Genomic DNA, 19838 nt, shown 5'->3' with positions numbered 1-19838 from the left:
CCTCGGTGTGATCGACCCCCGTGGGCCGAGAAATTCCGTGCTCCGACGAGATGACCTGGGCGGGGTGCGGCGGCGAGAGCCGCTGCCGGTGGCCCTCAAACCGGTCCGAGTGTGCCGGGCCGGGATCCACGTTCCGTTGACGCCTGGTGTACGACCCCGTCGAGGTGCCGGCGGACCGCCGCCACCACCTCGGCATGGGTCGGCGGCAGCAGCTCGCGCCGCGCCAACTCATCCCACAGTCCGAGCAGTTCACGGCCGTGACCGTGCAGGGCCCGCGCGTCGTCGAGGGCGCCCCAGGCCGCGGCGGCACGGGCCACGGCGTCGGCGGCCCGCGGATCCCCGCCGCGGCAGCGGACCCGGGCCACGGCCAGCGCGAGCGCGACGGTCTGCCGCCGTCCGTCGCGCAGCCGGGCGAGCACGGATTCCAGCGCCCGCACCTCCCACACGTACGGATGCGTACCGCCGTCCACCTGCGCGAGCCGCCTCCGCAGGGTGCTCGCCAGTTCGTACGCCTGCTCCAGCTCGCGCACGGCCACGTCGTCGACGAGCCGCTTCATCCGAGCCGCGAGGGGGGCCGGGACGAGGGAGGCCGGGACGAGGGGGGCAGCGGGGCGGACGGCCGCCGGGGGCGCGGGCGTCGGGGGCGGCGGCGGGGGGTCGGGCGTCGGAGGCGGGGGCGTGGGCGCGGGCGTCGTGGGGAGGACGTGGCTGGAGCCGTCCGGGGCGACCTCCAGGTGGAAGCGGGTCGCGCCGGGGCGGTCGTGCACCCATGCCGTGACCGGTGCCCCCCGTTCCCGTGCCTGCCGTTGGAGCAGGTCCAGGACCAGTTCCTGGACGGACCGGCCGGCTTCGGGGAACAGCGGCACACCGTCGACGAGCGCCGCTCCGTCGTCGGAGAGGAACACGTCGACTTGACCGCCGTTCTCCCGGTCGCCCCCGTGGTTGGTCTCCATGGTCGTACTCCTCACTTCACTGGGTGTCAGGAGCGGGCGTCGCGGCGGCGGGCGGCGGGGCGGGCGGCGAGGTCGTCGACGGTGGTGGCGTGACGAGGCCCTCGTACTTGGCCAGCAGGGCCCGCACCCCGGCCACGTAGCCCTGGGCCTCGTTGGTCTTCGGCACGCCCCGGGCCTGACGGACGGCGTCCAGCCCCTGGTCGTAGCCGACCAGGGCGAGGTCCAGGACGGAGCCGTTCGCCGCGCCGCTGTCGATGAGCTGCTGGGCCTGGCCGGCGAGATCGCACAGGAAACGGCCCTGCGCGAGGATCGAGTCGGCCGGATCGAGTGCCGACGTCTTGCCGTTGCCGTCCTCGTCCTCGCCGAACCGCGCGAAGACCGCGGGCGGCAGCTGTGAGATGCCCTGGGAGCCGTCCGGTCCGACCAGGGTCCGGTTGAAGTTCGACTCGCGCTCGATCTGCGCGGCGATCACCGTCGGCCCGATCGCGTCGCACAGCGCGCCCGCCTTCTGGATGGGGTCGACGAGATCGGCGGGGACGGCGGCGGGGTCGAGCTCCCCCTTGCCGTCGCCCTGGAACACCGCGATCAGGTCGTCCGCGGAGGGCTGTCCGCCGCCTCCGCCGCCCCCGCCGAACGCCGTGATCAGCGCGATCAGGGGCGCCAGGATCACCCCGAAGCCGCCGATGACGATGATCACGATCACCCCGCCGAGCAGCACCACCGGTGACAGCAGGCAGCCGCAGCCGGATGCGGCCAGCGCGTTGCGCACGGCGGCCGAGGCCGCCCCGTCGGCGCCGTCGCCCGTTCCCTCTTCCGAACCTGAACTCATGTGTGTGCCTTCTCCCTTCCGGCCGTCCGCCGTGGAACCGGCCGCCGGTGCCTTGAACCGTCTGGGGTGACCGTGCGTTGTGAGGTCCAACGGACTCGTGAGACTCAAACGGGCCGGAAAGCAAACCGGTTCAAACCATGGGAAACCGGATGGGCATCAACGACATGAGAGACAAGGCGGCACGCGCATGACCGCTCCACCGACCACTCCGCCGGGACCGCAGTCCTGGGTACGCGGCCCGACCGCCTACGGCGGAACCGACGCCCCCACCACCTCCGTTCCGGTGCCGGTGCCGTTGTCGACACCGGCAGCACCCGCACCGGCCGCCACAGCAGCGCCCGCACCGGAACCCATATCGGCGTACCTGTCGGCACCCGCACCGGAACCCATGCCGGCATACCTGTCGGCGCCCGCACCGGCCCACGTGCCCGCGCCCGAAGCCGCACCCGAACCGGCCCCCGTGCCCGGCGCGCCCGTGCAGAGCCGCCGGCATCGGCGTCGGACCGGGGCGCCGCCCCCGGCGGTGCCCGATCCCGCGGCCTCCTGGAACGCGCCGCCGGAGTCCGAACCGCCCCGGACCGGCCGCCGCGCACAGCGGACCGTGTGCTGGGTGAAGGCGCACGGCGGGGCCGGTGCCAGCACGCTGGCGGGGCTCTTCGGGGGCATGGACGCGGGGAGCCGGTGGCCCGACCCGGCCGCCGGCGAGCCGAGCCGCCTCATGGTCGTGGGCCGTACCAACGCCGACGGCCTCCAGGCGGTGGCCCAGGTCCTGAACGCGCTGCGCGAGGGACGCGCCCCCGGGGGCCTGGACCTGCTGGCGCTGGTCCTGGTCGCGGACGCCCCGGGACGGCTGCCGTTCAGTCTGGCCCGCCGGGTGCGGATCATCGGGTCGGTCGCGCCGGTCCAGCGGGTGCCGTGGGTGCCGGCCTGGCGGGTGGGCGACCGGCCGAAGACCCTGCCACGCGAACTCTCCGCACTCGCCGAACTGATCGGCATACGCCCGGAGGACGAGGAGGGCGGCCGATGACCACGACCGCCCCGGCCACCCTGCCCCTCACCCTGGCCGCGTTCGACCCGGGTGCCGACGGCGACCAGATCCTCGGCATCCTCGCCTGGTCCGCGTCCGCCTGCGGCGTCGCCGGGCTCATCACCGTCGGCATCCAGATGGCGCTCCAGCTCCGCCGCGGCGACCCGGGCGAGGGCGGCGAGCATTTCCGGGGCGTCTTCTTCGTCCTGCTGGGCTGCGTGATCGCGGCCTCGGCGGGCCCCCTGGTCGCCGCGCTGGGCGACCTGTCCATCTGACCCCGCCCCACACCCGTACCCGCGGTGACGCGCCCCCGCACGCCCACCTGTACCCCTTTCATCAGCCTTCATCCGCTTTCATCATGATTCACGGAGGGCATCATGAGCACACTCCTGCACTCGGCCTCGGTCCTGCTGGCCGACGGCGCGGTACCCGACCCCACCCGCAACGCACCCGACCAGCTCACCGGCAAGGTCAACACCGTGCTGGGCATAGCCGCCTGGGCGGGCACCGCGGCCGGTGTCGCCGGCGTGCTGATCACCGGCGCGATGATGGCCATCTCCCTCAAGCGCGGGGAGAGTTCGGAGCACATGGGCCGGCTCGGCATGGTGCTCGGCGGCTGTGTCCTGGTGGCCACCGCCGGCCCGCTGATCCAGTTCGTCTTCCAGTGAGCCGGCGGGAGACGACCCTCATGCGAGACCATGCGAACGACCGTCAGGACGGCTTCGGCGTCCCCTGGCGGGACGAGACCCCGGTACGACGGGAACCAGCGGGCCTGCACCGGCGCGGCCCACGCGCGAACAGCCGCGGCCCGCGCGAGGACATCCTCGGCTCACGCGACGAGACCCGTGTCCCGCGTCCGCAGTGGGCCGAGGACGGTCCGCGCCCGTTCTGGCGGCAGCGCAGCTGGCAGCTGTCGGCGGGCTTCTTCGCCGTCGTGCTGTTCGTGGCCGCGGTCGTGGCGCTGACCCGGGGCGGCGGCTCGGGCAGCGGCGGCGGCCCGGTCTCGGCGCGCGGCGGGCAGGTGGTGGCCCTGCCGACCATGCACGGCGCCCGCCCCGAGGGCTGCGCCACCGGCGACGACACCGGCGACGGGGACACCGCGCCGCCCACGGCCGTGCCCACCGACGTGCAGTGGCGCGACCTGTCCGGCACCCGGGTGCCGGTCTCCGCCTCGGCGGGCCCCACCATGACGACCGGACCGGTGTGGTGGTGCTTCGCGCACACCCCGACCGGCGCCGCGCTCGCCGCGCACGTCATCCCATCCCAGATGAGCGGGCCCGCCTGGCGGTCGGTCGCCCGGATGCAGGTGGTCGCGGGCCGCGGCCGTGACCTGTTCGTCGCCCAGCGCGCCACGGTGCCCGACACCCCCCAGGGCGCCTCGGGTTCCTCGGCCGCGTACGCGGGGTTCTCCGTGCTGTCGTACCAGAAGTCGGCCGCGACGGTGGCGCTGCTCATCAAGACGGCCAGCGGCTACGCCGCCACGAACGTCGGACTGCGCTGGGGCGACGGCGACTGGAAGGTCGAGGCCGCCGCCGACGGCTCCCTGCACACCCCCGTCCGGACCGTCTCCGGCCCCGGCGGTTTCCTCCTGTGGGGAGCGTGAGATGGCGGCGACCTGTACCACCGGCAACCCGATCGCCGACGCGGCCAAGGGCTTCTTCGACTTCCTCGGTGACCCCATCGGCACGATCGTCGCGGGGATCGCCAACACCGTGCTGTCGGCCGCCATCTCGGTGTTCGGCAGCCTCACCACCGCCATCCCGACCCTGGCCGGGGAGGACTCGGCCCGCGCGGTCGACGACCAGACACAGGGCATCGTGGTCTACCTCGCGGTCGGCTCACTGCTCTTCGCCGCCGCCCGGATGGCCCTGGAGCGGCGCGGGGACGCGGGCCGTACCGCGCTCAAGGGCGTCATCCGGATGATCCTGGTCGCGGGCGCCGCCACCACCGTCCTCACGGCGGCGGCCCGGCTCTCCGACCAGTACGCCGACGAACTCTTCGCCCAGGGCGCGCAGAACCAGCTCAACAACTTCGGCTGCCAGAGCGACATCGAGTCCTTCCTGCTGCTGATCCTCGCGTTCCTGCTGCTGGTCGCCGGGATCGTGCAGACCATCCTGCTCTTCGTGCGGCTCGGCGTGATGATCCTGCTGCTGGGCACGCTGCCGCTGGCCGCGGCCGCCTCGATGACCGACTGGGGCGGCGGCTGGTGGCGCAAGCACGTCGGCTGGATGATCGCCTGGCTGCTCTACAAGCCGGCCGCCGGACTCGTGCTGTTCGCCGGTTCGGCGATCTTCACCGCGGGCGGCCAGGGCGGGGCGGACGGTACCGGTGACATCAACCAGCGCATCGCCGGTATCGGCGTGATGCTGCTGTCCGCGATCGCGCTGCCCGCGCTGCTGAAACTCGTCGTACCCGCCACGGCCGCGCTCGGCAGCGGCAACGCCATGTCCGTGGCGATGTCCACGGCCGGCTCGCTCGCTTCGGGCGCCCGGTCGGTGGGCGGCGGCAGCAGCGGTGGCGGGGCCGGCCAGGCGGGCCCCTCGGGCGCGGCGGGCACCGGCGGCGCGAGCGGCGGCAACGGCACGAGCGGCGGCAACGGCGCCGCGGGTACGACGGGTTCGGCCGGCTCGACCGGCTCCGGGGGGTCCACCGGATCCGCGGGTGGTGCGGGCTCCGCAGGCGGTGCCGGGTCCGCGGGTGGTGCGGGCGCGGCCGGTGCGGCCGGTGCCGCGGCGGCGGCAGGGCCCGCGGCGGCCGCGGTCGCCGCGGCGCAGTTCGTCGGCCGGGTCGCCTCCGGCGCCGTCCAGGACGCGGACGGCGACCGGGGCCACAACAGTTGAGCCCGCAGCCGGGTTCGCTCCACGTCACACACCACGCCCCACACACGACGCACCACAAGTCGCACCCTGCACTTCGCACCTCACACCTCACACCTCACACCTCACACCTCACACCTCATACCTCGCACCTCACACCTCACACCTCACACCTCACACCTCACACGAGAAGGAGGCCCCCCCTCCCATGTCCACGGAAGCCGTCACCCATCCCACCTACGGGAACTGGCGCCGTCCGCGCAGGCCGGGTCTGGGTCCGCTCGGGCTCGTCGGCACCTTCGGTGTCTTCGGCGGGCTGATCCTGACCCTGCTGGTGTCGCTGATCTCGCTGACCGCGGCGCTGGTCGTGCTCGGACCGCTGCTGCTGTTCCTGGTCCCGCTCGCCGTCCGGACCCAGGACGGCCGCAACGTCTACCAGCTGATGACCCTGCGGATCGGCTGGCGCCGCCGCAAGCGCAAGGGCGCCCACCTCTACGTCTCGGGCCCGCTCTCCCGCCGTCCCGGCGGCCGGTTCCGCCCGCCGGGGCTGCTGAACAAGGTCACCATGCACGAGGGCCGGGACGCCTACGACCGGCCGTTCGGGGTGCTGCGGCACGCGGCCCGGAGCCAGTACACGATCGTCCTCGGCTGCGACCCCGACGGCGGCTCCCTGGTCGACCCCGACCAGGTCGACGTGTGGGTGGCGATGTGGGGCGACTGGCTGGCCCGGCTCGCCCACGAACCCGGGCTGCGCGGCGCGGCCGTGATCGTGGAGACCGCCCCCGACCCGGGCACCCGGCTCGCCAACGAGGTGCTGCCCCGTATCGCCCCCGACGCCCCGCCCGCCGCCCGCGCGGTGATGGAGGAGGTCGTCCAGCGCTATCCGAGCGCCTCCTCCGAGATGCACACGTACGTCACCCTCACCTACGGCGTCCCGCCGGGCCAGAAGCGCACCCCGGACGACGTCCTCACCGACCTCGCGATCCGGATCCCCGGCCTGCTGAGCGGGCTGGTCGGCGCGGGCGGCGGCGCGGCCTACCCGCTGTCGGCGGAGCGCATCGCCGAGGTCGTCCGCGTCGCCTACGACCCGGCGGTCGCCCCCGACGTGCTCAACGCCCGCGCCCAGCACGGCGGTACCGGCCTGGAGTGGGAGGACGCCGGTCCGGCCGCCGCGGTCGAGACCGTCGGCAGCTACCGGCACGACTCGGGCGTCTCCCGGACCTGGCTGCTGACCCTGGCGCCGCGGGGCACCGTACGGTCCTCGGTGCTGCGCGGGCTGCTGGAGGCGGCGCCCGGCACCCGGCGCAAGCGGGTCGCCCTGGTCTACCGGCCCATCGACCCGGCCACCTCGGCCCGGATCGTGGAGTCCGACCGGCGCAGCGCCCAGTTCATGGCGACCTCCGGGCGGGGCATGGTGCAGGCCCGCGCCGCCTCCGAGGTGCGCGCGGCCGAGCAGGCGGCGGCGGAGGAGGCGGCCGGTGCGGGGCTCGTCGAGTTCTCGCTGATGCTGACGGTCACCGTGGACTCGGACGCGGAACTCGCCGACGCCGGAGTGACCGTGCGCAACCTGTCGGCCGCCGCGCGCGTGCAGTTGCGCGCCGCCGACCGGATGCAGGCGGCCGCCTTCAACTGCACGCTTCCCGCGGGGCTGCTGCCCTGGGAGCAGACCCTGGTTCCGCAGCAGCTGCAGGAGGCACTGTGAGCAGGCGCGACAGCGAGAAGAAGCCGGCCGACCGGCTGTACGTGCCGGCCCGCGGCTGGGCCGGACCCGGTGGCGGGCGCGTCGGGCACATGGACCCGCCGACCATGTGGCGGGCCACCACCGTGCAGGCGTGCGGCATGTGGCCGTTCGCGGCGGGTTCCGGCTCGCCGATGACCGGGGTGCCGCTCGGGCAGCACCTGTTCACCGGGGCCACGGTGTGCGGCGACCCGCTGAACTGGTTCACCCGGGCCCGGTACATCTCCAACCCGTCCCTGTTCATGCTGGGCATGCCGGGACTCGGCAAGTCCACGCTGGTCAACCGGATGCTGATCGGGCTCGCCGCGACCGGGGTCGTACCGCTGGTCCTCGGCGACCTCAAGCCCGACTACGCCGACACCGTGCGGGCGCTGGGCGGTCAGGTGATCTCCATCGGGCGCGGGCGGGGCGGCATCAACGTCCTCGACCCGGGCGCGATGGGCGCGGCGGCGGCCCGGATCGGCGGGGAGGCGGGCGAGGTCCTCAAGGCCGAGACGCACGGCCGTGTCCTGAACATGGTGGCGGCGCTGATCACCATCGTGCGCGGCCGTCCGATGGACGACCACGAGCAGTCGGTGCTCTCCGCGGTCCTGCACCACCTGCGCGAGCGCACCCCGGCCGGCCGGTCGGTCCTCCTGCCCGATCTGCTGCGGGTGCTGGCCGAGGGGCCGGACCGGGTGCGGGCGGTGACCCTGGACCGTGGCGACGACACCCGCTACCGGGACGCCGTGGACCCGCTGCACCGCTCCCTGCTGGGCATCCTGGACGGCCCGCTCGGCGACACCTTCGCCTCCGAGACGTCCACCAGGATCGACCCGGACGCGCCCGCCGTGTGCATCGACATCTCCGGCATCGGGGAGGCGGACACCCAGCTGACCGCCGCGGCGATGCTGGCCGCCTGGTCGGACGGGCTCGGCACGGTGGCCGCGGCGCACGCGCTGGCGGACGCCGGGCTGGCGCCCCGCCGCTGGTTCTTCACGGTCCTCGACGAACTGTGGCGACCGCTGCGGGCCGCCTCCGGCATCGTCGACCGCATCGACGCGCTCACCCGCCTCAACCGCTCGCTCGGCCTCGGCGACGCGAAGATCACCCATACCCTGAAGGACGCGGAGGCCCTGGGCACGGACTCGGACCGGGCCAAGGCACGCGGGTTCGTGGAGCGGGCCGGGATGGTGGTGTGCGCGGGTCTGCCGCGAGCGGAGATGGAGGAGCTGGGCAAGGTCGTGGGCCTGTCCCAGCGGGAGATCGAACTGGTCTCCTCCTGGTCGTCCCCGCCCGGCTGGGGCACGTCCGGCGACCACGAGGAGCCGCCCGGCCGGGGCCGCTTCCTCATCAAGGTCGGCGGCCGCCCCGGCATCCCGATCCGGGTCGCCATCACCGACGTGGAACGCCGACTCCACGACACGAACACCCGCTGGACACCGAACGGGGTGACGGCGCCCCGGGTGGTGGACCTCGGGGCGATCGGGGCAGGCGGAACGGCTGATGCCGGTTCCGGTGCCGCGGTGGAGGCCGTCTCCCAGACCGTCTCGCAGGCCCTCCCGCAGACCGTCCCGCAGGGCGCCCCACAGGCTGTCGTCCCGCAGGGCGCCGCGCCCCTGGACGACCCGCCGACCATGTTGCTCGGTCGGCTGCGGAGGCCCGCATGAGTGCCGGGCGGCCCTCCGCCGCCGTGGGCGGTCAGGAGATGGCGTCCTGGGCGATGGTCGCGGTGGCCGCCGTGTCCCTGCTGGTGTTCACGGTGCTGTGGTGCGGCGGCACCCTGGGCGCCGGGCTCAGCGGGCACGGCTGGAGCGCGCCGCCGTTCGCGCTGTCCACCGTCAGGGTGCTGGTCGCCGACGGCCCGGCCCGGCTGTGGCCCGGGGCGCCGCCCGGCGCGGTGTACGCGGGTCTGGTCGGACTGCCCGCGCTGCTCGCGGTGCCCGTCGTCATCGGCGTACGGCTGGTGACGAAGCGGCTGGCGCGGCCCTCCGGGCTGGCCGGACGCCGGGAACTGGCGAGCATGTGCCCGCAGGGCATCGCGGCCCGCGCCCGCGACCTGCGCCCCACCCTGAAGGGCCGCGACCACCTGCACCCGGACGAGACCGGCAACCTCCTCGGCGACCTCGACCCCTCGGGACCCGAACTCCGCTCCTCCTACGAGGACGTGGAACTGGACCTGATGGCCCCCCGGGCCGGCAAGTCCACCGGGATCGCGATCCCCCGGGTGCTGCGCGCGCAGGGCCCGGTGCTGCTGACCTCGAACAAGTCCGACGTGTACGCCGTCACCCGCGCCGCCCGCGCCGGGATCGGCACCGTGTGGACCTTCGACCCGCAGGGCATCGCGCACACCCCGCGCGGCATGTGGTGGAACATGCTCGGCGAGTGCACGACGATCGAGGGCGCCCGCCGGCTCGCCGGCCACTTCGTGGCGTCGGTCAACGACGACTCCTCCCAGAAGGACTTCTGGATCGCCGCCGCCCAGAACACCCTGACCGCCCTCTTCCTGGCCGCCGCGCGTGGCGGGGTCGACGTCCGCGAGCTGCTGGCCTGGCTCGCGGACCCGGCCGACCGCACCCCGATCGACCTGCTGCGGGACGCCGGACTCCCGGCGATGGCCGACCAGTTGCAGGGCACCGTCCGGGGCGCGGTGGAGACCAGGGACGGTATCTACGAGACCGCCCGGCAGACCGTCTCCTGTCTCCTGGACCCGGAGATCCTGGCCTGGGTGACCCCGGACCCGGACCTGCCCGAGTTCGTGCCGGCCGTCCACGTCCTCGGCCGCGACACCCTCTACCTGCTCTCCAAGGACGGCGGCGGCTCGGCGGCGGGCGTCATCGCGGGTATCGCGGACGCCACCATGCGGGCCGGTGTGGTGGCGGCGGAGCGGATGGGTGGCCGGCTGGACCCGCCGATGACGGCGGTCCTCGACGAGGCGGCGAACGTCTGCCGTATCTCCGACCTCCCCGACCTGTACTCGCACTTCGGCTCCCGCGGCATCAACGTCGTGACGCTGTTGCAGAGTTACCGGCAGGGGGCGCGGGTGTGGGGCGAGGCCGGCATGGACGCGCTGTGGAGCGCGGCGACCGTCAAGCTGCTCGGCGCGGGCCTGGACGACGCGGACTTCGTGCAGAAGATCTCCACCCTGGTGGGCCAGCACGACGTGCGCACCCCCAGCGTCTCCCGCAGCAAGGACGGCACCTCGCGGTCGTACTCCTACCGCCAGGAGTCGGTGCTGCCGCCGGACCGGATCCGCGCCCTTCCCAAGGGCACGGCCCTGCTTCTCGCCACCGGTGTCCGGCCGGCCCTGATCCGGCTGCGCCCCTGGTACAAGGAGCCGGACGCGGGCCCCGTCTCCGCGGCGGCGAATGCGGAGACGGCGGCCATCACCGAGCGGGCGGCGGCCCGGCTGGGGGGTCCGCCGGTACACCTCACCAAGCCGACGGAACAGACCAAGCCAGCGGAACAGAAGGACGCGGCCGCGTAGCGCCAACGCGGTTCGGGCCGGGAGCGGCGTTCCGCTCCCGGCCCGAACCGTTGCGTCAGCCCCCTCACCTCACTGTGTCAACACGGCCGCGGCGGCGATCCCGAAGGCCAGACTGGATGCCAGGAACCACCCCAGAGCCTGGTCCAACGCCCGCCGCCCGCTCTCCCTCAACGCCCTCACCAGGCAGTACGCCCCGACGCCGGTACCAGCGGCCGCCACCATCAACTCCCCGTTCATAGCCGTCCTTCCACGCCTCGGGGGACGAGCCTCGCGGCCCGTCCCCCACACCTCGTCCGATGTCACCGTGCTCGCTACACCGTCCTTCCTCCCGTGTTGCTGTTGGCGGGGGCGCTGTTGCTGCGCGCCATGGCCGGCGGCCCCGTCTGCGGGCCGTTCTGGGCCACGTCCTGGGTGTTCGGGATCTGCAGGTTGGCCATGTCCTGCCGGAGCGCCTGCATGTCCGGGGACTGGGTCCGGGGAGGTGTCTGGTCCGGAGAGTTGCCGGTGGTCGCCGGCCGCCGGTCCACGAAGGTGATCTTGACTGGTTGCTGGAGATCCGTCGCGATGTTCCGCTCGTTCGCCTTCTCGACTCCGAGGTTGGTGGCGTGGAGGAGGGTCATCTTCTCGCCCGGCAACTTCGACTGCCAGACGCCGTCCCTCTGCTCCCGCTCGTGCAGCGCCGCCGGGTTGTCGGGCTGGTCCTTCACCCGCCAGGAGTTCTGGGCTTCCTTGGTCACGCTCAGCGACGGAATCACCTTCACCCCGTTCACGTCGTACGCCCGCATGGTGATCTGGTCCCAGGCCTCCTTGGGGACCACCCGCGGCGGCATCGGCTGGTCCGGGCTGGCCTGGTAGGCGGGCTCCCCGTACACCATGTGGATACCGTCGTTGATGGCGTTGACGGCCATGTAGCCGATCACCATCTCGCGGTCCGGGTCCTGGGTGTTGAACTTGGCGCTCAGCCAGTTGTCCCGCTCACGCTGGTAGCCGGGGCCGAATTCCGGCCTCCCGATATTGATCGTCTCCGGCTTGACGCTGTACGTGTCGCTGTCGCTCGCGAGCGTGATGTGCCCGCCCTTTTCGGACATGCTCACCAGGGTGCTGTAGTACGATATCCACGCCTCAGCACCGGCTTTCATCACCTTCTGCCCATTCGTACCCTCCCGGGAGAACATGGCGTTGACGTCGAGATGGGGAGACATCGACGCTTCCAGGTCGGCTCCGGGGAACTTCTGGCCGAATGGCAGGCCGTCCGCCTGCATCATGTCCCGCACAAGCTGATTTTCCCCGTGCGAGAGGTCGATGATCTTGAATTCGGCCTTGTTGTACTTGACGGGCCAGGCGGCGGCCGCGTCGTATTCCGGGTGTTTCTCCACGTCGTTGAGTTCGTCCGTGAGCATATGCCGGTGCGACAGGTCGAGGGTCAGGCTCGTCTCCCTGGAGCCGATCAGCATCGCGGTCATGTCCTTGGCCGCAATATAGCCCTGATTGCTCATCTCCAGGTTGTAGATGTCGCGCAGGGTCTGCGCGTTGTATTTGCTCGGATCCAGGTTCCCGGCGAGCCATTCGGCCTCTTCGTAGGCGTGCCGGACCTTGAACCCGTTATTCTCGGCTTCCTGCCGGTACTCCGCCATCAGGGCCTCGCTTTCCAGCCTGCCCGTCTCCCCCGAACGCCGTCGGGGCAGCACCCACAAGACCTTCTCCGAGTCCGCAAAACGTTCGCCGAGTTCCCTGAGCCCGAACTTCGCGTTGTCGCTCATCGGACCGCCGAACCAGATGCTCTGAACCCGCTGCGGATCGTTCACCTCATCGAACGCCATGTGTGTCTCCTTCACTCTCCGACGAGTTTCCTGCCCGACACAACGGACCTCGCGTACACCGCGGTTCAACCCGGCTGAACCTCGCGGACCGCTTTCCCGTAGTGCCGACGACAGGACCTCACCGACCGGGAGTCACCTCATGGAAGAAAAACAGAAGAAAGCGGAGGAGGAAGAGGCGAAGAACCCCTTCATCCTCTATCTGAAAGGCGATGAGCACAGCGAAGCCCTGCATAAACTCACCCTCTGGGTGCGTTACCTGCTGCTGCCGGTATACGGCCGTGAAGTCACCTCCAACGCACCCTGGTGCACCAGCTGGTGGCAGCACGAGGAGGCCGTGGCCCAGCTCTACGGCCTGTGGATGGCCTGGCAGGAGCTGACCAACCCCAAGGCCGGGATGACCGGGCCCGCCGTGTGGCAGCGGGACTACCTCTCCCCGGTCATGACCGCACTACGCGACCCGTCCGGCCCCTTCGCGGGCTGCAAGGCCGGCGGCCACCGGAAGAAGGAGCCCCCGGGGATGGCCGCCTACCCGGCGTGAGCCGCCGTCACAGGGTGCGGGAGGGCGTCGGCGTGATCCGCTGCGGCAGTCGCACGGCGGGGTCCTCCCGGTTCCTGGTCACACCTCCGGTCAGCGACTCCGTGTTGACACCGCGCAACGCCGCCGCCTCGGCGACCGACGACGGCGCCGGGGGGTACGCGACCGTGTTCAGCGCCGGCCGGACCTCCTTCCAGGTGTCGGCGTCGTGCAGCAGGGCGTAGCCGAGTTCGTGCGCCACCGCCTGGTCACGCGGGTTCGGGCCCAGGTGCCCGGCGAGCACGTCGGCCAGCCTCAGGTCCCGGTACTCGCCCCGCAGCCCCACCCGGTCCGGCACGGTGAGGCCCTCCAACTCCTCCCGGGTGAACCCGCGCTCCTCCATCAGCCAGCGGCTGACCGCCTCCCGGTCCACGGCCCCGCCCGCCGCATGAGCCCGCACCTTCGCCCGCAGCCGTTCCGGCTCCTCGTAGAGGGGGACCAGGAGGTCCCTGACCCCGTCCGGGAGGGGCGTGTCGTCGTTCCGGAGCACGATGTCGGGGGTGGGGGTGGGGGTGGATCGCGCAGGGACCTGCGACGGGTACGGCACGCGCGGCACCGGCGGCCCTGACGACACCTGCGGCGTCTGCGGCGTCTGCGGCGTCCGGGGCTCTTGCGATACCTCAGGTGTCTGTGAAGTCCGCGGTGCCGTCTGTGCTGTCTGCTCTGCCGGCGGTGTCGACGGTGTCTGCGCCGCCCGCCCCAGTAGCTCCCCCAGTGCCCGCACCACCTTGTAGTAGCGCAGGTCCTCCTCCCCGCCCAACGCGTCGAGCAGGTTCTTCCGCCACCCCTCCCCCGCTCCCTGCCCCTGTCCCTTCCCCCGCCCGGCGGCCTCCGGTGCGAAGTCGACGACGTCGACGCGCCCTTCCTGCCGGAGGTCCACGAGGAGGTTCGCGTGCCGGGGCGCGACCCCGGCGACCCCCGCCTCCCGGACCGTCCCCTCCTCCTTCAACTCGCCGAGTACCGCCCAGGCCTCCTTGACCTGTTCCTCGGGCGCGTCGGGATTGCCGATCACCGCGGCGTCGAGGCGCCCGTCGAACCTCGCCGCGACCTCCTGGAGCCTGGCCTTGAGGTCGGCCCGGCTTTCGTCCGGCCGTACGTCGAACCGGTAGAGGACCTCGATCCCCTCCCGGTCCACCCCACTGTCCCGGACCGCCTCGGCCAGTTCGTCGGTCGTACGGCCGTAGCCCTCCGCCGCGTCGAACCGGCGGTAGCCGAGATCCACGGCATCCCGCACGTCCTGCGTGCTCCGCCCTTCCAGCCCGAACACGAGCCACGGCCTGTGCGCCATCCGAGCCCCCGCCTCCCCTCTCCACTGCCTTCCGGTGTCCCCGGCGCTCACTCCTGCACCGACACAACGGCGGACGCGCGGGACCCGGTTCACGTCCCGCTTGAACCGCGCGCCCGGGCCGGGCCGTTGACGTCACCACGACCCGAGACCACACGGTGAGACACCAGCAGGGAGTGCTCCCATGAACGGCACAGTCTCCAACTTCCACTACGGCGCCGTGACACCGATCACGGCCTATCTGATGGCCTGCCTGGGCTCGGCGCTCGGTCTGCGCTGCACCACACGGTCGCTGCGCCGCGCCCGGCCGGGCCGCAGGGCGGGCTGGCTGCTGCTGGGCGCGGTGTCGCTCGGCTGCGGCATCTGGACCATGCACTTCATCGCCATGATCGGCTTCGGCGTCGCGGAGACCCCTGTGGACTACGAGCCGAAGCGGACGATGCTCAGCCTCGCAATCGCGATCGTCGTGGTCGCCCTGGGCGTCTTCCTCGTCGGCTACCGGGGCACCGCACCCGCGAACCTGGCCGCGGCGGGCGTCTTCACCGGACTCGGCGTGGCCGCCATGCACTACGTCGGCATGGCCGCCCTGGAGATGCACGGGACCGTGCGCTACCGGACGGCGGAGGTGGTGCTGTCCGTGGTGATCTCGGTGGTCGCCGCCACCGCGGCCCTGTGGGCGGCGGTCTCGGTGCGTGGGGCCTGGCCGGCCTTCGGGGCGAGCCTGGTCATGGCGATGGCCGTGACCGGCATGCACTACACGGGCATGGCCGCCGTCACGGTCCGGCTGCACGAGGTCTCGCCGGGCGCCCCGTCGTCCGTGGGACTGCTGTCGTTCCTGCTGGTGATGCTGGCCGGACCGCTGGTGGCCCTGCTGGTGGCCGGCGTGATCGTGATGTTCGACCCGGACGTGGTCCTGGGCGACGGCCCGTGGAACACACCGGGCACGGGCCCCGGCCCGGTACCGGGTGCGAGGAGCGGTGGGCTGCTCGCGCCGCGGCCGCCGGACGGCATCGCGCCCCGGGCTCTGAGGTGACCAGCTCATCCGGAATGTCACTCACACACCCGCCGTTGCGATCGTGCGTGAATCGACTCATGGGATTTTTCCGGGGACTCGGCGGCAGGGTGTGGGCGTACGTCCGCAGCGCCCCCGGTACGTACATCTGGCTGGCGATTCTCTTCGTGACCACCGTCGCCCTGCACCACATGTCGCCGCAGTTCGAGCAGCAGTTCCTGCGGCAGCGGTCCACCAACATCCGGGAGCTGTCGGACAACCCGGTGCGGGTGCTGGTCGCCAGCGCGATGTGGATCGACGGCGGACACTGGCTGCCGTACGCCTTCCTCTACACCGTGTTCCACGCGCCGGCGGAACGCTGGCTGGGCACGGTGCGCTGGCTGGTGGTGTGCGTGACCGCGCACGTCCTCGCCACCCTGATCAGCGAGGGCGCGCTGCTGAAGGGGATCCACGACGGCATCGCCCCGCACTCCGCGGTCAACACCCTGGACATCGGGGTGAGTTACGCGCTGGCCGGGGTGATCGCGGTGCTCGCGTACCGGATCGCGGCGCCGTGGCGGTACCCGTACGTCGTGGCCGTGCTGCTGGTCTACGGGCTGCCGCTGACCGAGTCGCCCACCTTCACCGACCTGGGACATTTCGTCGCCGCGCTGATCGGTCTCGGCTGCCGGCCGCTGACCGGAGGGCGCGGAAAAGCATGGAATCCGAAGGAGACACTGGCCGCCCTCAAGGGTTAGCGTCCAGGTCATGAGCACATCGGCAAGCGGTGTCGTCAACGGCGGCATCTCCTTCTGGTACGCGGACGACGGCCTCCCGGCGGTACGGGAGCCGCTCGCCGGTGACGCCTCGGCGGACGTGGTGATCGTGGGCGGCGGCTACACCGGCCTGTGGACCGCGTACTACCTGAAGAAGGCCGCCCCCTTCCTCCGGGTCACCCTGCTGGAGCAGAAGTTCTGCGGCTACGGCGCCTCCGGCCGCAACGGCGGCTGGCTCTACAACGGCATCGCCGGCCGCGACCGGTACGCCGCGCTGCACGGCCACGAGGCCGCCGTACGCCTGCAGAAGGCCATGAACGAGACCGTCGACGAGGTCGTGGCGGTCGCCGCGGCCGAGGGGATCGACGCCGACCTGCACAAGGGCGGGGTGCTGGAGGTCGCCACCACCCCGGCCCAGCTGGCCCGCCTGAAGGCCTTCCACGAGCACGAGCTGTCGTACGGCGAGAAGGACCGCGAGCTGTACGGCGCCGGGGAGACCCGGGAGCGGATCCGCGTCGCCGACGCGGTGGGCGGCACCTGGACCCCGCACGGCGCCCGGCTGCACCCGGTGAAGCTGGTGAAGGGGCTGGTGGCGGCCGTAGCAGCACTCGGCGTCGTCATCCACGAGTCCACGCCGGTGACCGAGATCCGCCCCCAGCACGCCGTCACCCCCTACGGCACGGTCCGCGCCCCCTACATCCTGCGCTGCACCGAGGGCTTCACCGCGAACCTCAAGGGCCAGAAGCGCACCTGGCTGCCGATGAACTCCTCGATGATCGCCACCGAGCCGCTGACGGCGGAGCAGTGGGCGTCGGTGGGCTGGGAGGGCCGGGAGACCCTCGGGGACATGGCGCACGCGTACATGTACGCGCAGCGCACGGCCGACGGGCGGATCGCGCTCGGCGGGCGCGGGGTGCCGTACCGGTTCGGGTCGCGGACGGACAACGACGGCCGCACCCAGGCCGCGACCGTCGAGGCGCTGCGCGAGATCCTGGTGCGGTTCTTCCCGTCCCTGGCGGGTGTCGGGGTCGAGCACGCCTGGTCCGGGGTGCTCGGGGTGCCGCGGGACTGGTGCGCGACCGTCACCCTGGACCGGTCGACGGGGCTCGGCTGGGCGGGCGGCTACGTCGGCTCCGGCGTCGCCACCACCAACCTGGCCGCCCGTACCCTCCGCGACCTCGTCCAGCTCGACTCCGCCCAGGCCGGCCGCACCGACCTGACCGAGCTGCCGTGGGTGAACCACAAGGTCCGCAAGTGGGAGCCGGAGCCCTTCCGCTGGCTCGGCGTCCAGGGCATGTACGCCACCTACCGCGCCGCCGACCAGCGCGAACGACTCCGCCCGAGCACCGGCTCCTCCCGGCTGGCCCGGGTGGCGGACCGGGTGGCCGGGCGGCACTGAGGCCCCCTCCCGCGCGGGCGCCCCCGGAAACCCGCCGAGGCCGTCCGTCGGACGGGCCCGCGGCCTGCGCCGCGACGACCTCCCCGAGCGCACGGTGTGTGCGGGCTGCCGCACCTGAGCTCTATTCATCCATGCCGCTTCTCAATGTCATGACGAGCGACTGTTGGACTTGTGAATCATCGATTCCTAGGCTCGCTCAGGCAGGCCTTCGGTGAGCGAAGCCCCCGCGCGAGACGACCGCGCGAGACGACTTCGTACGAGAAGGCTTGGGCCACCTGTCTTCTGTCTTCCACATCCGGAGGAGACGTTCGATGATGCAACGCACGATCGGCGGGCGGACGGTGTCGGCGATCGGGCTCGGCGGCATGCCGATGTCCATCGAGGGCCGGCCCGACGCCGGCAGATCGATCGCGACGATCCACGCCGCGCTCGACGCCGGTGTCACGCTCATCGACACGGCGGACGCGTATCACCGCGACGCCGGCGAGGTCGGACACAACGAGGAGCTCATCGCCCGGGCGCTGCGCGAGTACGGTCCGGGAGCGGGCGATGTGCTCGTCGCGACGAAGGGCGGTCACCTGCGGCCCGGTGACGGCAGCTGGACCGTGAACGGCGACCCGGCCCACCTCAAGCAGGCCGCCAAGGAGTCTGCCAGACGCCTGGGCGTCGAGGCGATCGGCCTCTACCAGTTCCACCGCCCCGACCCGCGCGTCCCGTACGCCGATTCCGTCGGTGCGATCCGTGACCTGCTGGACGAGGGCGTGATCCTCATGGCGGGCATCTCGAACGCGACCGTGCAGCAGATCGACGAGGCGAACGAGATCCTGGGCGGCCGACTCGCCTCGGTCCAGAACCAGTTCTCGCCCGGGTTCCGCTCAAGCCAGGGCGAGCTGGAACATTGCGCCGAACTCGGCATCGCGTTCCTGCCCTGGAGCCCGCTGGGCGGCATCGCCGGCGCGCCCGCGCTCTCGGCGCAGCACTCCGTCTTCCAAGAGGTCGCTGACGAGGTGGGCGTCAGCGTCTACCGGGTGACCCTGGCCTGGGAGCTCGCCCTCGCGCCCGTGGTGGTGCCGATCCCCGGGGCCTCTCGCCCCGAGAGCATCCGCGACTCGGCCGCCGCCACCGACGTCACGCTGACTCCCGAGCAGATCTCCCGCCTGTCGACGGCCTGAGACGCCCGATACCGGCACCACACACCGCTTACGGACAAGGAACCCACCGTGAAGACCTTCAAGCTGCCCGGCACCGAGATGGTCGTCCCGAACATCGTGCTCGGCCTGATGCGCATCCAGGACAAGAGCGACGCGGAGGTACGAGAACTCCTTGCCGCCGCAATGGACGCCGGCATCACCTTCCTCGATCACGCCGACGTGTACGGCAGCGAACTGCACGGCTGTGAGCGCCGTTTCGCCGAGGCCATGCAGCTGACCGCCTCGCAGCGCGAGAAGCTGATCATCCAGTCGAAGGCGGGCATCGTCCGCGAAGGCCCGTACTTCGACTTCTCCTACGAACACATCGTCGAGTCGGTGGACGGCTCGCTCAAGGCTCTTGGCACCGACTACCTCGACATCCTGCTCCTGCACCGTCCCGACGCGCTGGTCGAACCCGAGGAAGTGGCGCGGGCGTTCGACGAACTCGCGACGGCGGGCAAGGTGAGGGCCTTCGGCGTCTCGAACCACACGCCCCGCCAGATCGACCTGCTGAAGCGCCACGTCACGCAGCCGCTGGTGGCCAACCAGCTCCAGCTGTCGATCACACACGCTCCGCTCGTCGCGCAGGGCGTCGCGGCCAACATGCAGGGCTTGGAGCAGTCGGTCAGCCGCGACGACGGGCTCCTGGACTACTGCCGTCTGCACGACATCACGGTGCAGGCCTGGTCGCCGTTCCAGGCCGGATTCTTCGACGGACCGTTCCTCGGCTCGGAGCACCACGCAGGACTCAACGCCGTCATCGACCGCCTGGCGGCGAAGTACGGTGTGCCCGCGATCGCGATAGCGACCGCCTGGATCACCCGGCACCCCGCCCGGATGCAGGTCGTCATCGGTACCACCACACCGCAGCGCGTCACGGACGCCGCCCTCGGATCGGACGTCCCGCTGACCCGCGCCGAGTGGTACGAACTGTTCCGCGCCGCGAACTACATCGTTCCCTGACAGCCTCACCC

19 protein-coding genes are annotated in these 19838 nt (G+C 72.2%); 14 read left to right on the top strand and 5 right to left on the bottom strand.

Translation table 11 applies throughout. The features are described 5' to 3' along the window. Positions 1-95 precede the first annotated feature (95 nt). On the bottom strand, positions 96-953 hold the full coding sequence (locus ACZ4UV_RS33810; protein ID WP_451019403.1) for a hypothetical protein: 858 nt from the start codon (positions 951-953) through the stop codon (positions 96-98). 16 nt (positions 954-969) lie between these two features. After that, complete coding sequence (locus ACZ4UV_RS33805; protein WP_467843153.1) at positions 970-1782, bottom strand: transglycosylase SLT domain-containing protein; 813 nt, start codon at positions 1780-1782, stop codon at positions 970-972. A gap of 187 nt (positions 1783-1969) precedes the next feature. Between ACZ4UV_RS33805 and ACZ4UV_RS33800 the strand changes: the two genes are divergently transcribed. From ACZ4UV_RS33800 to ACZ4UV_RS33765, 8 genes are all read left to right on the top strand, one after another. Beyond that, a complete protein-coding gene (locus ACZ4UV_RS33800; protein WP_451019401.1) occupies positions 1970-2809 on the top strand; it encodes a DUF6668 family protein in 840 nt (279 codons plus the stop codon). Then, entirely contained in the window at positions 2806-3084 is a 279-nt protein-coding gene (locus ACZ4UV_RS33795) for a hypothetical protein (RefSeq protein WP_390042182.1), read from the top strand. The genes ACZ4UV_RS33800 and ACZ4UV_RS33795 overlap by 4 nt, the downstream gene beginning before the upstream one ends. Positions 3085-3186: 102 nt before the next feature. Next, positions 3187-3477, top strand: a complete 291-nt coding sequence (locus ACZ4UV_RS33790; protein ID WP_362591663.1) for a hypothetical protein — start codon at positions 3187-3189, stop codon at positions 3475-3477. A 20-nt stretch (positions 3478-3497) separates the two neighbouring features. Beyond that, positions 3498-4412: a DUF8175 domain-containg protein gene (locus ACZ4UV_RS33785; RefSeq protein ID WP_451019400.1), complete on the top strand. Its 915-nt coding sequence runs from the start codon at positions 3498-3500 to the stop codon at positions 4410-4412. A gap of 1 nt (position 4413) precedes the next feature. After that, positions 4414-5649, top strand: coding sequence for a hypothetical protein (locus ACZ4UV_RS33780; protein ID WP_467843149.1), 1236 nt, complete (start codon positions 4414-4416; stop codon positions 5647-5649). A 184-nt stretch (positions 5650-5833) separates the two neighbouring features. Beyond that, positions 5834-7327, top strand: a complete 1494-nt coding sequence (locus ACZ4UV_RS33775; protein ID WP_390042188.1) for an SCO6880 family protein — start codon at positions 5834-5836, stop codon at positions 7325-7327. An 89-nt stretch (positions 7328-7416) separates the two neighbouring features. Further along, positions 7417-9012 carry an ATP/GTP-binding protein gene (locus ACZ4UV_RS33770; protein ID WP_451019409.1) on the top strand — a complete coding sequence of 532 codons (1596 nt, stop codon included), beginning with the start codon at positions 7417-7419 and terminating at the stop codon, positions 9010-9012. 53 nt (positions 9013-9065) lie between these two features. After that, on the top strand, positions 9066-10829 hold the full coding sequence (locus tag ACZ4UV_RS33765) for a type IV secretory system conjugative DNA transfer family protein (RefSeq protein WP_467843862.1): 1764 nt from the start codon (positions 9066-9068) through the stop codon (positions 10827-10829). A 69-nt stretch (positions 10830-10898) separates the two neighbouring features. On the opposite strand, the gene ACZ4UV_RS33760 is transcribed toward ACZ4UV_RS33765, so the two are convergent. Beyond that, entirely contained in the window at positions 10899-11066 is a 168-nt protein-coding gene (locus ACZ4UV_RS33760) for a hypothetical protein (protein ID WP_451023420.1), read from the bottom strand. 74 nt (positions 11067-11140) lie between these two features. Continuing rightward, on the bottom strand, positions 11141-12649 hold the full coding sequence (locus ACZ4UV_RS33755) for a hypothetical protein (RefSeq protein ID WP_467843145.1): 1509 nt from the start codon (positions 12647-12649) through the stop codon (positions 11141-11143). A 139-nt stretch (positions 12650-12788) separates the two neighbouring features. Between ACZ4UV_RS33755 and ACZ4UV_RS33750 the strand changes: the two genes are divergently transcribed. Beyond that, the gene (locus ACZ4UV_RS33750) at positions 12789-13187 is read left to right on the top strand and encodes a DUF4913 domain-containing protein (RefSeq protein ID WP_467843142.1); all 399 of its coding nucleotides are present in this window, start codon (positions 12789-12791) and stop codon (positions 13185-13187) included. A gap of 7 nt (positions 13188-13194) precedes the next feature. Here ACZ4UV_RS33750 and ACZ4UV_RS33745 read toward each other — a convergent pair whose 3' ends face one another. Further along, positions 13195-14511: an aldo/keto reductase gene (locus ACZ4UV_RS33745; RefSeq protein ID WP_451023110.1), complete on the bottom strand. Its 1317-nt coding sequence runs from the start codon at positions 14509-14511 to the stop codon at positions 13195-13197. Positions 14512-14692: 181 nt separating this feature from the next. Between ACZ4UV_RS33745 and ACZ4UV_RS33740 the strand changes: the two genes are divergently transcribed. The 5 genes from ACZ4UV_RS33740 to ACZ4UV_RS33720 all read left to right on the top strand — a co-directional run bounded on the left by ACZ4UV_RS33740 (position 14693) and on the right by ACZ4UV_RS33720 (position 19827). After that, entirely contained in the window at positions 14693-15541 is an 849-nt protein-coding gene (locus ACZ4UV_RS33740) for an MHYT domain-containing protein (protein ID WP_467843139.1), read from the top strand. Between the two features lie 59 nt (positions 15542-15600). Continuing rightward, positions 15601-16257 (top strand): rhomboid-like protein, encoded by a 657-nt coding sequence (locus tag ACZ4UV_RS33735; RefSeq protein WP_467843136.1) that lies wholly within the window; start codon positions 15601-15603, stop codon positions 16255-16257. A 10-nt stretch (positions 16258-16267) separates the two neighbouring features. Beyond that, positions 16268-17674, top strand: a complete 1407-nt coding sequence (locus ACZ4UV_RS33730) for an NAD(P)/FAD-dependent oxidoreductase (protein ID WP_451022658.1) — start codon at positions 16268-16270, stop codon at positions 17672-17674. Positions 17675-17985: 311 nt separating this feature from the next. Continuing rightward, entirely contained in the window at positions 17986-18846 is an 861-nt protein-coding gene (locus ACZ4UV_RS33725; protein ID WP_451022657.1) for an aldo/keto reductase, read from the top strand. Between the two features lie 48 nt (positions 18847-18894). Further along, on the top strand, positions 18895-19827 hold the full coding sequence (locus tag ACZ4UV_RS33720) for an aldo/keto reductase (protein ID WP_451022656.1): 933 nt from the start codon (positions 18895-18897) through the stop codon (positions 19825-19827). Positions 19828-19838 lie beyond the last annotated feature (11 nt).

The organism is Streptomyces sp. NPDC028289, assembly GCF_055565975.1.
The sequence above is the reverse complement of the archived record's forward strand: the minus strand, read 5'-3'. Positions and strand labels throughout refer to the sequence as shown.

What these genes read in the sequence shown, in the direction of transcription:
- ACZ4UV_RS33810 (WP_451019403.1), bottom strand. Translation starts at nt 953, where the DNA reads ATGGAGACCAACCACGGGGGCGACCGGGAGAACGGCGGTCAAGTCGAC.
- ACZ4UV_RS33805 (WP_467843153.1), bottom strand. Translation starts at nt 1,782, where the DNA reads ATGAGTTCAGGTTCGGAAGAGGGAACGGGCGACGGCGCCGACGGGGCG.
- ACZ4UV_RS33800 (WP_451019401.1), top strand. Translation starts at nt 1,970, where the DNA reads ATGACCGCTCCACCGACCACTCCGCCGGGACCGCAGTCCTGGGTACGC.
- ACZ4UV_RS33795 (WP_390042182.1), top strand. Translation starts at nt 2,806, where the DNA reads ATGACCACGACCGCCCCGGCCACCCTGCCCCTCACCCTGGCCGCGTTC.
- ACZ4UV_RS33790 (WP_362591663.1), top strand. Translation starts at nt 3,187, where the DNA reads ATGAGCACACTCCTGCACTCGGCCTCGGTCCTGCTGGCCGACGGCGCG.
- ACZ4UV_RS33785 (WP_451019400.1), top strand. Translation starts at nt 3,498, where the DNA reads ATGCGAGACCATGCGAACGACCGTCAGGACGGCTTCGGCGTCCCCTGG.
- ACZ4UV_RS33780 (WP_467843149.1), top strand. Translation starts at nt 4,414, where the DNA reads ATGGCGGCGACCTGTACCACCGGCAACCCGATCGCCGACGCGGCCAAG.
- ACZ4UV_RS33775 (WP_390042188.1), top strand. Translation starts at nt 5,834, where the DNA reads ATGTCCACGGAAGCCGTCACCCATCCCACCTACGGGAACTGGCGCCGT.
- ACZ4UV_RS33770 (WP_451019409.1), top strand. Translation starts at nt 7,417, where the DNA reads ATGGACCCGCCGACCATGTGGCGGGCCACCACCGTGCAGGCGTGCGGC.
- ACZ4UV_RS33765 (WP_467843862.1), top strand. Translation starts at nt 9,066, where the DNA reads ATGGTCGCGGTGGCCGCCGTGTCCCTGCTGGTGTTCACGGTGCTGTGG.
- ACZ4UV_RS33760 (WP_451023420.1), bottom strand. Translation starts at nt 11,066, where the DNA reads ATGAACGGGGAGTTGATGGTGGCGGCCGCTGGTACCGGCGTCGGGGCG.
- ACZ4UV_RS33755 (WP_467843145.1), bottom strand. Translation starts at nt 12,649, where the DNA reads ATGGCGTTCGATGAGGTGAACGATCCGCAGCGGGTTCAGAGCATCTGG.
- ACZ4UV_RS33750 (WP_467843142.1), top strand. Translation starts at nt 12,789, where the DNA reads ATGGAAGAAAAACAGAAGAAAGCGGAGGAGGAAGAGGCGAAGAACCCC.
- ACZ4UV_RS33745 (WP_451023110.1), bottom strand. Translation starts at nt 14,511, where the DNA reads ATGGCGCACAGGCCGTGGCTCGTGTTCGGGCTGGAAGGGCGGAGCACG.
- ACZ4UV_RS33740 (WP_467843139.1), top strand. Translation starts at nt 14,693, where the DNA reads ATGAACGGCACAGTCTCCAACTTCCACTACGGCGCCGTGACACCGATC.
- ACZ4UV_RS33735 (WP_467843136.1), top strand. Translation starts at nt 15,601, where the DNA reads ATGGGATTTTTCCGGGGACTCGGCGGCAGGGTGTGGGCGTACGTCCGC.
- ACZ4UV_RS33730 (WP_451022658.1), top strand. Translation starts at nt 16,268, where the DNA reads ATGAGCACATCGGCAAGCGGTGTCGTCAACGGCGGCATCTCCTTCTGG.
- ACZ4UV_RS33725 (WP_451022657.1), top strand. Translation starts at nt 17,986, where the DNA reads ATGATGCAACGCACGATCGGCGGGCGGACGGTGTCGGCGATCGGGCTC.